Origin of the sequence: Burkholderia sp. AU38729, assembly GCF_020419725.1 — a bacterium.
In the GTDB taxonomy this organism is placed as follows: Bacteria; Pseudomonadota; Gammaproteobacteria; order Burkholderiales; family Burkholderiaceae; genus Burkholderia.
Map to the genome: position 1 here is coordinate 1 of NZ_JAIZQO010000012.1, position 15,925 is coordinate 15,925.

Sequence of the window (15,925 nt, forward strand, 5' to 3'; positions counted from 1 at the left end):
GCTTGGCCGTCACGTACGCCGACTTCAGCGGCGACGCTTCGTGCGAGTGCACCGAACCCATGTAGATCACGACACCGCCGCGATCGTCCTTGTACATGTGCTTCAGCGCGGCCTTGGTCGTGAGGAATGCGCCGTCGACGTGGATCGCCTGCATCTTCTTCCAGTCGGCGAACGAATAGTTCTCGATCGGGTTGACGATCTGGATGCCCGCGTTCGACACGAGGATGTCGACCGAGCCGAACGTTTCGGCCACCTTGTCGATGCCGCTGTTCACGGCTTCCTCGTTCGTCACGTCCATTGCGACGCCGATTGCCTTGCCGCCTGCCTTGACGATCTCGTCGGCGACCGCATTCGCGCCGTCCTGGTTCAGGTCGGCGATCGCGACGGCCGCGCCCGCTTTCGCGAGCTCGAGTGCGATTTCCTTGCCGATGCCGCTCGCGGCGCCCGTGACGACTGCGGTCTTGCCATTCAGGTTGCTCATGTTCGAATTCCCGTGGTGAAAGGATTGACAGGGAGAAAGGACTGCGGACGTGTTACTGAGCCAGGTAATCGTAGACGACTTCGCCGAGGCCCAGTGTCAAATCTGCGACGATGTGGCGGGCTTCGACGATTTCGAGCACGGGCAGGTCGGCCACCGGCGCGAGCGCGTGCGGTGCCAGCTCGAGCGATGCGGGGCCCGTCCACGCGCCCTTCATCTTGATGTCCTGCATGTAGTAGCGCACCAGTTCGCAGACGCGCGCGGTGCCGTCGACGTGCGGAATGATCTTCAGCAGGAAATTGGGGCCGGCGAGACGCTTGGTCTGCTCGTCGATGTCGAGCTCCTTGTGCTTGTAGCCCATCGTGCCGGTGGCGACGCGCACCTTGCCGTAGTCGAGCGTGCCGAGGAGGTGGTCGGTGTTCACGTGCAGCGTGGGCGACGCGAGCTTCTTCGGGAAGCCCCACAGTTCGCGGCCGCCGGCGATCGGCGGGTGATCGTCGAGATACATCGCGAGCGTATAGCCGCCCGGCTGGCCGTTGTATTCGACGGGAATCACCTGACCGCTTTCGGTGTAGTCGCCGAAGCCGGTCGAATCGGCCATGCGGATGAATTCGTAATGCACGAGCGGCTCGGTGACCTGCAGCGGCTCGGGGACGATTTCGCGGAGACGGTCCGGATCGGTGCGATACGTGATGATCAGGAACTCACGATCGACGAAACGGTAAGGGCCCATCGGGAAGGCGGGGCTGGTCAACGGCATCGCAAACGCTTTCGATCGGACATCGCTGGGTTTCATGCGGACTCCTTGTTGTTGATCGCTTCGTGGATGAGTGCTCGTAAGCTCGTAATCCTATGCCTGTGCGTTCCCGTTGTGCGATGCCGCATCTGGAATTAATTGTTGCCGATTTCGCAGCATTCGCCGAGTAAATATTGAGATGAATGACGTAAACGGTCTGGACGGCACCCGGCGTCCCGATGTTTGCACGCGTCGATGACGCCACGATGTGAAAAAGGTGAGTCTTTACGGGATGCCGGGTGAGACTTTCCGGGAGACGGTCGCGCGGGAATGTGACAAATGTGTGAACTTGTGTTGCAGTGCAGGCTCTAAGCGCGTTCGCGGCAGCGGGCTTCGTCGCGCGCGGCCGTCTTATTAAGCATCGCTTAAGCGGGTGCGCCTTAGCATCGTTCGTAGCAGGCCGGGCAACCGGCCGATTTTTTACGCCCCACGCAACCGGATTCATGCAGACCCTCAATCTCACCCTCTTTTCCGCCATCAACGCCGGGGTTGCGCCGCAGCCGGGCGTGGCCCGCCTCGCCATTTTCGCCGCCGACTGGCTCGTCTATGCGTTGCCCGCGATGCTGCTGCTGACCTGGATCTTCGGCGCGCGCCCGACGCGGCGCCAGGCGATCGAAGCCGGCGTCGGCGTGTGCGTGGCGCTCGCGCTCGCGCAGGTCATCGGACATTTCTGGTTCTCGCCGCGCCCGTTCATGGCGGGCGTCGGCACGCAGCTGATTCCGCACGCGCCGGACAGCTCGTTTCCGAGCGATCACATGACGTTCGCGTGGAGCATGGCGGTCGGGTTGATGCTCGGCGGCACGACCCGGTTCACCGGGTTCGTGATGGTCGCGATGGCCGCGGCGATTGCATGGGGACGTATCTATGCGGGCGTGCACTGGCCGTTCGACATGGCAGGCGGCGTGCTGGTCGGCACGGCCGGCGCGCTGGCCGCGCACCTGTATGGGCAACGCGTGATCGCGCTGCTCGAGCGGCTCGGCGATTCGGTGCATGCCGCCGTGATGGGCCGCCGGCACGCGCCGTAAGTAGCAGGAGATCGGGCAGGACGCCGTCAGCCGGGTGTCTTGGCCGATTCGGCCGAGGCGGACGGGCCAGCGCCCGCATCGTGCAGTTCAGCGGTATCGGCCGGGTGTTGCGCGGCATCGCGGTCGAGTGCGCTTTCCTTCAGGATCGCGCACATCGCGACGAACAGCGCGAGTATCACCGCGGCAAGGCCGCAATAGCCGACGATCTTCAGGTTGCGAAGGAACGGCGACGCGTGGCTTTCTTTTGTCATGACCGGGCGCTCCTGGGCGGGCTGCGGCGGCTGTCGCCCGACAGCGGCGTCGCACCCACAGATATATACCAGTCGCGATCGCGGTGCCAAGCCCGCTGGTGCGCCGACGCCACGATTGTGTCATCGGCCGGCCAACCTCAAGCGGATACCCGTTTGCCGGGCACCCGCATCCATCAGTCTTCCAGCGTTTCGTGCACGGCCGCCGCGCCGCGCTTCCAGTAGGCCGCCGCACGGATGCGCGACTTGTCGACGCCGCGCTCGCCGGTCAGGTGCTGGCGGACCGCGCGCATCGACAGCGCTTCGCCCGCCGCCCACACATAGCCGTCGCCGGACGGCGGCAGCGGCAGGTCGCGCACGGCATTCAGCAACACGTCGCCGTCCGCCGCGTCGGCTTCGGCGCGGAAGCGCCAGATTTCATGCACGTCGGCACGCGTGTCGAACGCGATCTGCGCGGTGCGATCCGCGACTTCCATCACGACGGCTACGCGCGCGCCGGCCGGCAATTCCTCGAGACGCCGTGCGACCGCCGGCAGCGCCGTATCGTCGCCGATCAGCAGGTGCCAGTCGAAACCGGTCGGGACGACGAACGAACCGCGCGGGCCGCCGATGCCGAGCCATTGGCCGACACGCGCCTGGGCGGCCCACTGCGACGCGGGGCCCGGGTGGTTCAGCACGAATTCCAGATCGAGTTCGCCGGCGGCGCGGTCGAAACGGCGCGGCGTGAAGTCGCGCGCGACCGGCTTCGGTTCGCCTTCCGGAAACTCGGGACCGTTCGCGCCGAGCGTCGGCAGCACGGGCCGTTCAGCGCCGGGCGGCGGGAAAAATACCTTCACGTGATCGTCGAACGACGCGGATTCGAAATCCGCGAGATCGGGGCCGCCGAGCGTGACACGCAGCAGGTGCGGCGTGACGGTGTGCACGCGCAGGACCTGCAGCAAGCGGAACTTGAGGGTGTGGCGCACGCGGGTCACGGTGCGGTCGGATGTGTTCTGCATCAATCCGTTCTCCTTAGGGTATGAAGGGGCGGCGCGGCTTACGCACCGGTGCCGCCTTCGATTTCAGCCGTCGCGCGGCGCATGATGGCGGCGATGCGGCGCTGTTCGTCGGCGTCGGCGGCGCTCTTGTGCAGCAGCGCCCGCTTGAGTGCGAGACGCGCCTCGACGAACTCCGGCAGCCAGCCGGCTTGCGCTTCGTCCCGCGTTTCGTTGCCCGCCGATTCCCCGGCGAACGCGCGGCGCATGAACTCCATCTTGCGGGCGAGGTGCGTGAGGCGCGCGAACAGCGTGTCGACGCGTTCGCGTTGCGCGTCGAGATGCGCGCGGCCGGCGTCGGTCAGCGCATACCGCTTGCGGTTGCCTTCCGCCTGCGACGCGACGAAGCCGACTTCTTCGAGATACGTGAGCGCCGGATACACCATGCCGGGGCTCGGGCTGTAGAAGCCGTTCGAACGCGTGTCGAGCGCCTTGATCAGCTCGTAGCCGTGGCTCGGCTGCTCGGCGACCAGCGCGAGCAGCAGCAGCTGCAGATCGTCGGAGCTGAACTGGCGGCCGCGCGGCATGCCGTCGTCGCCGAAATCGCCAAAGCCGCCGCGCCCGCCACGGCCACCGAACGGGCCGCCACCGAACGGATCGTGGCCGCGACGATGGCGGCCGATCGCATACCAGAGACCGGCGAATCCGTCAGGGCGGGCATGCGCACCATGACCGTCGCATCGGGCATGGCCGCGGGAAGGGTTGTGTCGCATGTTCGAGTCCTATATGTCGGAAAACATATCTAAAGATATATATCGAAAGATAGGCCGTCAAGGGGATTTATTGGGGCTGGATAGTGGGCGAGGGTGGAGCTGGCAGCGTGCGGCGGGGACTGCCGTCGATGCGCTTCATGTGATGCGTAGCGCGAGCCGGCCACGACGATCGGACGGTCGATGCATTGCCAGCTTCTGCAGCCTGCGCCAGGCGTTGATCGTGAGGCAGCGGCGTGCAGGCATGTATCCGCGTGTCGATGACATCGCGAGAAAATGGCCGTGACACGCCTGAACTTCGCGGTAATTCATGTAATGCAATCTACTAAAACACCGGCAAACATTATTTAATTAGCTTGAATTGTTTTAATTTATTTTCTTTTGATCAAACAAAAATTCCGCGCCGGCAAAGGTATTTAAATGCACCCCGTCATTCAATGTGGTGTTTCCGCTGGATTCAAGCCTGTCATGGGCTGAGAGGCAGTGAAGATTTTCGACCCTTTATATTTGAAGTGACGGGTTCGTCGAAAATGTAAAGCATTGCAATATTAAAGCGGGATTTGAGTATTTCGATTGCGGCGCATGATTTTGTTTGGCAGGATTTTCATCAAGTTGCTCGGTTTTAAAACAACAAAACAACCGACCATTCAAACGGTCGAAATAATACACACCGGACGAGCAACGATCCGAAAGGAAGTTGACGAAGAAACTGGTAACGAGGCGGCGAATGGTCGACACCGTTCGCGATCATTGAATCAATCGCTTTCCCGGGCGTCGACGCGTCACTCGAGCGATCCGGGCGAATCCGATACGGGGCGGCCATGGCGATACTCAAGAACGATTCTTCCGGGCAAGCGTGCCTGCTCCGCGCATATCACGTGTTCGGCCGCGATGCCGCGCGCTGCGATACGGTTATCCGCGACGCGTCGGTGTCCCGGGTCCATGCCCATATCCGCTGGGTCGGCGGGCGATGGGAGCTCCACGATCACAGCAGCAACGGCACGTCGGTGTCGGGCGTGCCATTGCGCGACGGCGAGCACGCGGTGCTGCAGCGAGGCGACGTGATCCGGTTCGGCAGGGCGGGTGTCGCGCCCTGGCGCGTCGCGTCGCTCGACGATCCGGCCGATACGCTGTGGCCGGTACGGGGCGCCGTGCACCCGATCGTGCTCACGCCGCGCCAGATCCTGGCTGCCCACGCCGCGCAGCCGGTCACGATCGTCCGCTCGCCGGCCGGCGATTGGCTGTGCGACGACACGTTGCCGCCGCGCGCGCTCCATGACGGCGACGAAGTGTCGACGGGCGACGTCACATGGCGCGTGGCGCTCGTGCGCCACGGCTCGACGATGACGCTGCGCGCGCCGGCCGATCCGGCCGTGCCGGCCCGATTGCTCGAATTCTTCGTCAGCCGGGACGAAGAGCATGCGCGTGCGCTGCTGCATGTTCGCGGCGGCGTGGTCGATCTCGGCGAGCGCGCGCATCACTACAGCCTCGTCACGCTCGCCCGCGCACGTTCGGCCGACATGCAGGCCGGCTACGACGCGGCTACGCAAGGCTGGATCGAACTCGACCGGCTGGCGCGCATGCTCGGTATCGATACGTCCCATCTCAACGTGCAGATTCATCGTGCCCGGAGCCAGTTCGCGGCGCTGCCGGGGCTGGACGCGAGCCAGCTGGTCGAGCGGCGGCGCGGCAGCGTCCGCTTCGGCGATTTCCCGTTCCGCGTCATGCGCGGCGAGCGCCTCGAATGCCAGTCGGTGCCGGGCGTCGAGCCGCGCATCGGCATGCATCGTCCGGCGCCGGATCCGGTCGTCCATTGCTCGTGAACGCGGAACGACAATCCGGGTTGCCGACCGCGGCACGCGCTCGCGTCGTGCCGCACGCGCATGAATCGCGGCAGGCCGCCGCGCCTTTCGCGGTGCTGGCCGGCAAGCGGGATTACCAGCTCGGTGCGTTGCTCGGCGAAGGCGGCAGCGGCGTGGTGTTTCGAGCGACTTGCTGCGAGACAGGGCAAGACGTCGCGATCAAGCTGATGCGCGACGATGTCGCATGGACCGAAGTCGAGCGCGCGCGCCAGCGCATGCGCTTCCGGCGCGAGACGAGCCTGTGCGAGGCGCTGCGGCACCCGAACATCGTGGCGCTGCTGGACCAGGGGGAAGCGCCCGACGGGCGGCTGTTCGCCGTATTCGAGCGCGTGCAGGGCCAGACCCTGCACGACCGGCTCGCGATGGAGGGGCCGCTGTCCGCCGTCGATACCGGACGGCTGATGACGGAGGTGCTCGATGCGCTTGCGGCTGCACATCGCCGCGGCATCGTGCACCGGGATCTGAAGCCGCAAAACATCGTGCTCGTGATGGCCGACGACGGGCCGCATGCGAAGCTCCTCGATTTCGGGATCGGCGCGCTGTTGCCCGGCGCGACCGAGATCGCGCCCCAGGCCGCGACGCTCGCGGCCGAGGTGCTCGGCTCGCCGTCATATTGCGCGCCCGAGCAACTGCGCAACGAACCGCCGACGCCCGGAAGCGACCTGTATGCGTGGGGCCTCGTCGTGATCGAATGCCTGACGGGCGAAGTCGTGATGCAGGGCGCAAGCGTCGCCGACATTCTTTATCAGCAACTCAGTCCGGTGGATGTCGCGCTTCCGCCGTCGATCGCGTCGCATCCGCTCGGCTCGGTGCTGCGGCATGCGTTGAGCAAGCATCCGGCGCAGCGTGCCGCCTCGGCCGACGAACTCGCGGCGCAGTTTCGTGCGCTCAATTTCGCCGCGCTCGTCGGCCCGTTCGATGCCGGCCGTGCAAGCCGCCGCACGCGGCCGCATCCGTTAGCGCCGCGCAGCGACGCGGTCGCAACGGCGGGCGAATACCGGCAAGTCACCACGCTGTGCTGTTGCGTGACGATCGCCGGAGACGGCCGGCAACGCCATGCGGGAACCGATCACGGCGCCCTGCTCGACCGCTACGAGGCGCAGTGGCTGACGAAGTGCGCGGATATCGCCGTCGGCTATGGCGCGCAGGTCGACGAGCGGCTCGGCGACACGCTCCTGTTCCATTTCGGCCTGCAAGGGGATATCGATCGGCCCGCGCGCCGCGCGGCACGTGCGGCACTCGACATGGTGCGGGTGGCCGGGCGCGCGCGGTTGCCGGTGCCGGCCGAAGCCGGCTGTACGGACAGCGGCGAAGGCTGGCGCGTCGAATTGGCCGCCGCGATTCACGTCGGGCAGGTTCTCGCGCATGCGGCGCAGTGGGCGGGCGGATCGACGCCGGCCGCCGCGTCGCGGTTGTTGCGGCTGGCCGGGCCCGGGCAGATCCTGATCAGCGACGATGCGCGGCTCGCGCTCGAACGGCATGCCGACTTCCGGCCGACCGGGTTGCGGCTGGCGCGGGCGGGCCTCGCGCCGCAGCCGGTGCATGAACTGCTCGGTGAGCGTCGGGCCGATACGCCGTTCGATTCGCTCGACGGCGGCATGCGGGCACCGATGATCGGCCGTACGCGCGAACTCGATGCGCTGCTGCGCGCGTGGCAGGAGACGCTTGCACGCCATCGTCGCGCAATGCACGGTGTGCCGCCGGGGCTCGTCGTCGGCGATGCAGGAATCGGCAAGTCGCGCCTCGTGCACGGGCTGTGCGAGACCGTGCGGACACAGGGCCACGCGTTCGCGCATTGCGGATGCCAGCCGGAGCGGGAGAATCATGCGCTGTTTCCGATCCTGCGGTTCATCGGCGCGCATTGGCAACTCGACGCCGACAGTCCGGCCGACATCACGCACGCGGCGACGGACGCAATGCTCGCGGCGCTCGACTGCGATCGTGCGGCGGCCCGTGTCGCGCTTGCGACCTGGCTGGGGCTGCCCTGCGATGCGAAGGCGGCGAGGCGGCCGAGCGCGGGCGAACAGGACGCGCTGTTCGATGTGCTCGCGCAATTGATCGTGTCGCTCGGCAATGGCGCGCCGGTGTTGCTCGTCGTCGAGGATGTCCAGTGGATCGACCGCTCGACCGAGGATTTTCTGGCGTACCTGCAGCGCTCGCCGCGCGCGGCGGCGCTTTGCATCGTGCTCACGTCGCGACCCGTCAGGCTCGCGCGCTGGCGCGGCGTGACCGAGCGCCTGGTGCTGCGCCGCCTGCCGCGCGACGACGCGCGGCGCCTGATGTCGGCTCACCTGGGCCAGGGCGCGCTCGATCCGGCCTGGCTCGACCCGCTCGTCCATCGTACGGCGGGCATTCCGCTGTTCATCGAGGCCATTGCGCGCGAGCTGACGATGTGCGGCGCGGACGGCTCGCTCGCGGGGCTGCGGACGATGGACCCGTGCCCGCTTCCGGTCAGTCTCAGCGGAATGCTCGGTCGCGCGTTCGACCGGATCGACGACGCGCGCGATACCGCGCAGCTCGCCGCGACGATCGGGCTCGAGGTGGATGCGCACCTGCTGGCCGCGGCCTCGCCGCACGATCGCGCGACGCTCGATGCCCACCTGCAGCTGCTGCTCGAAGAGCGGATCATGTACGCGCGGCATCGGCGCGATCGCGTGTTCTATTCGTTCCGCCACGCGTTGATTCGCGACGCGGCGTACGCGTCGATGCCGCCGGCCGTGCGGTGCGCCAACCATGCGCGAGTCAGCCAGGCGCTGGCCGCGCGAGCCGATCGCGGCGCGGACGCACCCGCGTTCGGCGCCGACGAACACGCCACGCGCTTGTGCATTTGAATCCTGCACTCGATGCACGGATGTCCCAGCGGTGCCGCCACCCGCGTCCTACAGTGGGCCAGATAGGCCGATACGGCTTTCAGCGCCGGATCGGTTTTCGACAATCTGGAGACAAACCCATGACAGCCGAGTACACCCTTCAACACCGGATCGCGGGCGACGCGTGTGACGCCGCGCAGGGCGAGTGGTTCGAGAAATTCGAACCGTGCACCGGGCACCTGCTTGCGCGCGTGGCGGCCGGCACCGGCGCCGACGTCGACCGGGCCGTGCGCGCGGCCCGCGCGGAATTCGACGGCGGACACTGGCGTCGGTTGCCCGGCGCGGCGCGGGCGAAGCTGCTGAACCGGCTGGCTGACCTGCTCGAGCATGACGCGGAACGCTTCGTCGAGTTGCTGGCGCGTGAACAGGGGCGCCCCGCCATGGAAGTGCGCATGATGGACCTGCCGATGTCGATCGACACACTGCGCTACTTCGCCGGATGGGCGGACAAGCTTGAAGGCCGCCAGATTCCGACCGGCGGCTTCATGGGGCGCCCGACCGTCAACTACACGGTACGCGAAGCAGTCGGCGTCGCCGGCCTGATCGTGCCGTGGAATGCGCCGCTGATGATCGCGTGCTGGAAGCTGGCGCCCGCGCTCGCGGCCGGCTGCACGGTCGTGATCAAGCCGTCGGAGGACGCGCCGCTCGCGGTCGGGGCGCTGGCGGACCTGGCGGCGCAGGCTGGTTTTCCGCCAGGTGTCGTGAATCTCGTGCACGGCATCGGCGCGTCGGTCGGGGCCGCGCTGGTCAATCACCCGGGCGTCGACAAGATCAGCTTCACCGGCAGCACCGAGGTCGGCCGCACGATCGCGCGCGAAGCCGGCGCGCAGTTCAAGCGTCTGACGCTGGAACTCGGCGGCAAGGCGCCGCAGATCATCTTCGACGACGCGAATCTCGAGCAGGCGATCGCCGGCGTCGCGATGGGATTGTTCGTCAACCAGGGACAAACGTGCGCGGCCGGCACGCGCGTGCTGGTGCAGCGCCGTCACTACGACGACGTCGTCGGCGCGCTCGCGCATGCGGCGCGGTCGGTCAGGGTCGGCACGCCGTTCGACCCGGCGACGCAGATGGGCGCGCTGATCAGCGCCCGCCATGCCGATCGTGTGAAGACGCATATCGCCGTGGCGCTTCACGACGGCGCGACGATGGTCGCGGGCGACGAACCGGTGCCGTCACAAGGCTTCTTCGTGCGGCCGACGGTGTTCGCGAATGTCGATCCGGCGATGCGCATCGCGCGCGACGAAGTGTTCGGGCCGGTCGGCACGATCATGCCGTTCGATACGGAAGACGAGGCCGTGGCGCTGGCGAACGACACCGTCTACGCGTTGTCCGCCACGCTGTGGACCCGCGATCTCGCGACCGCGCACCGTACTGCCGCCCGTCTGCGGGTCGGCGCGGTCGCGGTGAACGCGTGGAGCCCGCTCGACGCACGGCTGCCGTGGGGCGGCTTCAAGGAGAGCGGCGTCGGGCGCGACCTGTCGCAGAGCGGGCTCGATGCGTATTTGGAGGAGAAGGTCGTGACGATCGCGATGTAGCCTCGCACGTGCCGGCACGGAGCCCCCACAACAACAAGATCGCGGGCATTGCTCGCCCGCCTATCCCATTCGACAGACACATGACTACTCAAGACCTGACTTTCGATTACGTCGTCATCGGCGCGGGTTCCGCCGGTTGCGTCGTGGCCGCGCGGTTGATCCAGCAGAACGCCGGTTCGGTGCTGCTGCTGGAAGCCGGCACGCGCGACGACAATCCGTTTCACCGGATTCCGGGCGGCGTGATGCAGGTGTTCCAGAAGAAATCATGGCCCTACATGACCGACCCCCAACCGAACGCGAACGGCCGCAGCATGATCATCGCGCAGGGCAAGGTGTTGGGCGGCGGCAGTTCGGTCAACGGGATGATTTACATCCGCGGGCAGCGTGACGACTACGACGACTGGGCGACGCAGTGGGGCTGCTCGGACTGGCGCTACGACGACGTGCTGCCGTATCTCATGAAGGCGGAAGCGAACGAAAGCCTGGGGCCGGCGTATCACGGCCAGACGGGCCCGTTGCCGGTCAGCGAGAACCGTTATCGCCATCCGTTGACGGCTGCGTTCATCCGGGCCGGGCAGGAGATGGGGCTGCGCTACGTCAACGATTTCAACGGCGAAGTGCAGCAGGGTATCGGCTATTACCAGACGACGACGCGCAACGGCGAACGCGCGAGCACCGCGCAGACCTATCTGGCGTCGGTGCGCAACGACGCGAAGCTGAAGGTGGTGACCGGCGCGCTCGTGCACCGGATCCGGACCGATGCGGGGCGTGCGGTCGCGGTCGAATTCAGCGAAGGCGGCCATGCGCCCGTGTCAGTACGCGTGCGCAACGAGGTCGTCGTGAGCGCGGGGGCGATCGGGAGTCCGAAGGTGCTGATGCTGTCCGGCATCGGGCCGGCGGAGCATCTTGCTGCGCTCGGGATCGATCCGGTTGTCGCATTGCCGGTTGGCCAGAATTTCCACGATCATCTGCACATGTCGGTGCAGGCGTCGATTCGCACGCCTGCGAGCCTCTACGGCGAGAACACGGGACTTCGGGCGATGCGCCATTTCCTGCAATGGAAGTGCTTCAGGAGCGGGCTGCTGACCAGCAACATCCTCGAAGGCGGCGCATTCATCGACACGCAGGGCACCGGGCGGCCGGACGTTCAGTTCCATTTCCTGCCGCTGCTCGACAACTTCGACAACACGCCGGGAGAGAAGCCGCCGGCGAGCGAGCACGGCATGTCGGTCAAGGTCGGCCATCTGCAACCGAAATCGCGCGGGCAGGTGGCGTTGCGCAGCAAGGATCCGTCGGATCTTCCGAGGATCGATGCGAACTTCCTGAGCGACCCGGCCGACCTCCACGGCCAGATCCGGGCCGTTCAGGCCGGGCTCAGGATCCTGTCCGCGAAGGCGCTGCAGGCGCACGTGAAGGAAATCGTCGCGCCGGCCCGGATCGATCCGGACGATCTGACGGCGATCGAGCGATTCGTGCGGCAGGACATCAAGACCGTCTATCACCCGGCCGGCACCTGCAGGATGGGTACGGACCCGCGGACGTCGGTGGTCGACCAGAAGACGTTGCGCGTGCACGGCTTCGCCAATCTGCGCGTGATCGATTGCTCGATTTGCCCGCAGGTGCCGAGCGGCAACACCAACGCGCCGGCAATCATGATCGGCGAACGCGGCGCTGATCTGCTGCTTGGTCGGTGAAAGAGGCGGCGCAGGGCTGACCTGCGCTGACTTCGCGTCGGGCGATGCCGACGCGGTTTCGTTCGCATCAGAGCGGAAACACGGCCTTGAGCCAGAACGCCGCGCCTTCCGGGCGGTTTCGCACATCGGTTTCCATCTGGTATTTGGCGGTCACGAACCAGCCCTTCCCGCTGTCGTACTTGATCGACGGGCCGATCGCGAACGCACGGCCGCGATTGCCGGCGATGGTTTGCCCGGCCGGTGAATCGTCCGTCATCTGCCGGTAGACGTAGCCGCCCGCGCCGATCGTCAGGCCGTTGCCGAAACCCCAGCCCGCCGAATAGTCGACGATGAATTCCTGGCCGGACTGGTAGTCCGTCGCGTGGTTGCGCTGATTGAAGGTCCACATCAGCTTGGCATCGAACACCGGCCCGGTGCGGCCGCCGTACGACACGCCGGCGATCGGCTGGATCGCCCAGACGTTCCGGCCGATGTTGGCCAGGTCGCTTTTGTCGTACCGGCCAGTCGGCGCGAAGACATCGACGGCGAGCAGCGTGTGAAGCGTCGGCGTGACGTGCCAGCCGAGCGCCGGCCCGAACGTCATGTCGCCGGTGCCGGTCCGCCGCTGCGCTTGCCCGCCGGCGTGCACGTCGAGCGTGACGAGCGGAAGCAGCGCGTGCATGGCCAACGATGCGCCTGCAAATGTGTAAGGCGTGACCCACACGATCCGCGGCGTCACAGAATACGCGGTGATGCTGAAGTCCGGCGGCGCGACGTTGCGGCCGTCGTTGTCGCGCAGTTCGCCGGCGTGGTAGCGCTCCGCGTAGATCAGGGCATAGAGCCCCGGCGGCGGCAGTGCGCAGCACAGGTAGCCTTCCGCCCCGGTCGGGTAGACGGAGCCGCCGCCTTCGGTTGCGTGAGCGCCGTGCGCGACGACGAGCGCGGACAGCATCACGGAAAGGGAAAGTCGTTTCATCGGTTGTCTCCTCCTGCGGCGCGCGAGCGGCCGCCGTTTGTCTTCGGGCGGCTTGCGTGACGGCATGGGCCACGCACGTGAAGCCCGGCCGGAAGCCGTCTTTCCGCCCGTCAGCAGGGTGCCGCGCCAGTTTTTCGCTCGCATGTGTTTGCGTGCAGAGCCGTCAGGAGTGCGGTGCATCTAGGGGAAATCTTTACAGCGTCAGGTAGCGCTCCGGCCACGCATGGGAGTTATGCGAATGTTCTTTCGCATCGATGCGCCGTACGCTACGAGCCGATCCCCTCTCATCGATGCTGGCCGGGCGCGTGTCGTCGCACATGACCGGAAGTCGGGCGAGTTGATCGTCGCGCCCGCTGCACGCGCACGCAGGCAGCCACGCAACGGACGTAATTGAAAGCCGGATTTTTCTGGAGGCGAACGTCATGATCGATTCGGAAGCGCATCCGCCGCTGCAGGCGGGCGGCGTGTCGTGCTGGTCGGAGCAGATCCGGCATCGGTTCTTTCCGCTGGAGCTGAACGCCGGCGCGTCCGGCGAATTCGATGCGAGCGTCGACGTGTTCGATCATGCGCGCTGCCGCGTGGCGCGCATTGCGGCCAGCGCGCATAGCGCCTCCATCGGTCGCACCGCCTGCAAGACGCTGAAGCACCGCTACGTCAAGGTGATCTGGCAACTGAGCGGCGTGGCGAGACTCGAGCAGGGTGCCAGCGAAGTGATCGTGCCGCCCGGGCATTTCACGCTGTACGAGGCGAGCAGCCCGTACTGGATTCAAAACGACGCACACGGCGAATTCGTCACGATGCTGTGCGAAGTGGCCGACCACGACGCGCTGCTGGCGTTGGCCCGGCACGCGATCGGCCGCGCGATGCCGACGACGGGCGGCGCGGCCGTGGCGCTCGCGAGCCTGCAGGCGATGATCGCCGAGGGCCGGCGCATGAATCCGCGCAGCCGCTTCGGCGTGCTGGAACTGGTGGCGACGTTGCTCGCCGAGACCATCGATTTCATGGACGGCACGGCGCCCGCTTCGCGACGCAAGATCCGCGAGACGTTGCTGCGCGATGCGCAGCAATACATCCATCGGCATCTGGACGACGGCGAACTGTCGCCCGATCGCATTGCCGCGGCATTGAAGGTGTGCCGCCGCACGCTTTACCAGGCATTCGAATCGATCGGCGAGCGGCCGCAGGCGATGATCCAGCGCCTGCGGCTCGAGAAGTGCCACGAAGTGCTGTCGCAAACCGGTGCCGACGGGGCGAGCATTACGCGCCTCGCGCTGCAGTCGGGGTTTTCCGATCCGGCGTATTTCGCGCGCCTGTTTCGCCGGCGCTTCGGGGTCACGCCGTCGCAGTGTCGGGATGCGGCGATGCGGGACGGGGGCGGTGCGGGATCGTCGGGTTAGTCGCGGCGTGCATTCGTTGCGATTCGTACCGACTCGATCGGAGGATGACCGGCAGCGTGTGACGACGAACGCGGCCGCGCGGGCCGGCACCGCGCCTGCGTCGTCAGGCGATCCGTACGTGGGTCCGCCGCCAGAATCCGCCGAGGCTGCAGCCTAGAACCGCGTGCTGAACCCGATCCTCGCGATCGACTGCAGCGCGCCGCTCGACGCGCCGTTTGCATCCATCACGCCGTTGATCTGCGCGCTGCTGCCGTAGTTCGCGCGCTGATGCACGCCCGCCACGTACACCATCGTGCGTTTCGACAGCCAGTACTGGACGGCGGCCAGGAACTGGTGCGCGTGCGCGTTGTCGAGCGTGTCGTTGCCCTTCATGTACGTGTAGCTCGCGCCGATCACCCATGCCGGCGACGGCCGCCACGCGGCGCCGGCTTCCGCCGACCATGCGCCCGCGCCGTTCCGCGCGTTGCGTACGGTCGTGAAGAGCGCTTTCCCCGTGACCGTGCCGAGCGTGTAGTGCACGCCCGCGCCCCAGTTGCGCACGCTGGTCGGCAGCAGCTCGTCCGTCGCGCCGTACTTCTGGTTCGTATAGGCCGCGCCCGCGCCGAACGGGCCGTTGTCGTAGCTCGCGCCGACGCTGACCGTGTTGTTCGCGCCGACCGACCCCGCGACGTTCCCGAAACCGTACAGCGCGCCGAAGGTCAGGCCCGACAACGACGGGCTCGTGTACTTGACCGAATTCGCGACGCGATTGCTGCCCGCGACACGATCCCAGTCGAAGGCGCCGGTCGGGTTGTTCGGGAGTGCGAGCTTGTCGAACGGCCCGTTGCGAAAGCCGTACAGGCCGACGAGATCCTGCGCGATCTCGTTGCCGCTCGCGGCCAGCGCGTCGACCATGAACTCGTACTGGTTGCCGAGCGTCAGCGTGCCGTACCGGTCGTTCTGCAGCCCGACATAGGACGTGCGTGCGAACAGCCCGCCGCCGATGATCGAGCCGTTGCCGAGCGAATACTGGTTGACGAGCCGGAAGATCGCGCGCGTGCCCGCACCGAGATCCTCCTTGCCTTCGAAACCGAGCAGGTTCGGGAAAAAGATGTTGTCGTCGAACTTCGCGGCGCCGTGGCCGCCTTGATTGCTGACATAGCTGATACCGGCGTCCATCAGGCCGAACATCGTCACGCTGCTCTGCGCGAACGACACGGCGGGAATGGTGCATGCCGCGAGCGCCAGAAGGGTCTTTTTCGTCATCTCCAATGTGCTCCTCACATGTTTCCGATCGAGCCGGATATTTTTGATTGGACTACTGATTGATATTAATAAAGTT

General features: G+C 66.6%; 13 protein-coding genes and 1 pseudogene. 6 read left to right on the plus strand and 8 right to left on the minus strand.

Annotation, left to right across the window (positions count from 1 at the left end; translation table 11 throughout):
• Both LGM56_RS28550 and LGM56_RS28555 read right to left on the minus strand, forming a co-directional pair.
• Window positions 1-481: SDR family NAD(P)-dependent oxidoreductase (locus tag LGM56_RS28550; protein WP_226207389.1), on the minus strand; the 481-nt coding region annotated here is incomplete at its 3' end.
• Window positions 482-533: 52 nt separating this feature from the next.
• The gene (locus LGM56_RS28555) at window positions 534-1,274 is read right to left on the minus strand and encodes an acetoacetate decarboxylase (RefSeq protein ID WP_021157498.1); all 741 of its coding nucleotides are present in this window, start codon (window positions 1,272-1,274) and stop codon (window positions 534-536) included.
• A 443-nt stretch (window positions 1,275-1,717) separates the two neighbouring features.
• Between LGM56_RS28555 and LGM56_RS28560 the strand changes: the two genes are divergently transcribed.
• Window positions 1,718-2,299, plus strand: coding sequence for an undecaprenyl-diphosphatase (locus LGM56_RS28560; protein ID WP_226207390.1), 582 nt, complete (start codon window positions 1,718-1,720; stop codon window positions 2,297-2,299).
• A 26-nt stretch (window positions 2,300-2,325) separates the two neighbouring features.
• On the opposite strand, the gene LGM56_RS28565 is transcribed toward LGM56_RS28560, so the two are convergent.
• The 3 genes from LGM56_RS28565 to LGM56_RS28575 all read right to left on the minus strand — a co-directional run bounded on the left by LGM56_RS28565 (window position 2,326) and on the right by LGM56_RS28575 (window position 4,294).
• Entirely contained in the window at window positions 2,326-2,550 is a 225-nt protein-coding gene (locus LGM56_RS28565; protein ID WP_226207391.1) for a hypothetical protein, read from the minus strand.
• Window positions 2,551-2,723: 173 nt separating this feature from the next.
• Window positions 2,724-3,545 (minus strand): siderophore-interacting protein, encoded by an 822-nt coding sequence (locus LGM56_RS28570; protein ID WP_089498067.1) that lies wholly within the window; start codon window positions 3,543-3,545, stop codon window positions 2,724-2,726.
• 38 nt (window positions 3,546-3,583) lie between these two features.
• On the minus strand, window positions 3,584-4,294 hold the full coding sequence (locus LGM56_RS28575; RefSeq protein WP_226207392.1) for a PadR family transcriptional regulator: 711 nt from the start codon (window positions 4,292-4,294) through the stop codon (window positions 3,584-3,586).
• Window positions 4,295-5,112: 818 nt separating this feature from the next.
• On the opposite strand from LGM56_RS28575, the gene LGM56_RS28580 reads away from it, so the two are divergent.
• From LGM56_RS28580 to LGM56_RS28595, 4 genes and pseudogenes are all read left to right on the plus strand, one after another.
• Window positions 5,113-6,114: an FHA domain-containing protein gene (locus LGM56_RS28580; RefSeq protein ID WP_226207393.1), complete on the plus strand. Its 1,002-nt coding sequence runs from the start codon at window positions 5,113-5,115 to the stop codon at window positions 6,112-6,114.
• Window positions 6,111-8,972: pseudogene (locus LGM56_RS28585) on the plus strand (TOMM system kinase/cyclase fusion protein); the annotation flags it as partial. The gene LGM56_RS28580 and the pseudogene LGM56_RS28585, both read left to right, overlap by 4 nt.
• 131 nt (window positions 8,973-9,103) lie before the next feature.
• Complete coding sequence (locus tag LGM56_RS28590; RefSeq protein ID WP_226207395.1) at window positions 9,104-10,558, plus strand: aldehyde dehydrogenase family protein; 1,455 nt, start codon at window positions 9,104-9,106, stop codon at window positions 10,556-10,558.
• Window positions 10,559-10,638: 80 nt separating this feature from the next.
• Window positions 10,639-12,252 (plus strand): GMC family oxidoreductase, encoded by a 1,614-nt coding sequence (locus LGM56_RS28595; protein ID WP_226207396.1) that lies wholly within the window; start codon window positions 10,639-10,641, stop codon window positions 12,250-12,252.
• Between the two features lie 67 nt (window positions 12,253-12,319).
• On the opposite strand, the gene LGM56_RS28600 is transcribed toward LGM56_RS28595, so the two are convergent.
• Together LGM56_RS28600 and LGM56_RS28605 are read right to left on the minus strand one after the other, a co-directional pair.
• A complete protein-coding gene (locus tag LGM56_RS28600) occupies window positions 12,320-13,207 on the minus strand; it encodes a transporter (protein ID WP_226207397.1) in 888 nt (295 codons plus the stop codon).
• Window positions 13,208-13,400: 193 nt separating this feature from the next.
• Entirely contained in the window at window positions 13,401-13,631 is a 231-nt protein-coding gene (locus LGM56_RS28605; protein ID WP_226207398.1) for a hypothetical protein, read from the minus strand.
• Between LGM56_RS28605 and LGM56_RS28610 the strand changes: the two genes are divergently transcribed.
• Entirely contained in the window at window positions 13,630-14,604 is a 975-nt protein-coding gene (locus tag LGM56_RS28610; RefSeq protein ID WP_226207399.1) for a helix-turn-helix domain-containing protein, read from the plus strand. The genes LGM56_RS28605 and LGM56_RS28610 overlap by 2 nt on opposite strands.
• Before the next feature lie 153 nt (window positions 14,605-14,757).
• Here the strand turns inward: LGM56_RS28610 and LGM56_RS28615 are convergent, their stop codons facing one another.
• A complete protein-coding gene (locus tag LGM56_RS28615; RefSeq protein WP_226207400.1) occupies window positions 14,758-15,849 on the minus strand; it encodes a porin in 1,092 nt (363 codons plus the stop codon).
• Window positions 15,850-15,925 lie beyond the last annotated feature (76 nt).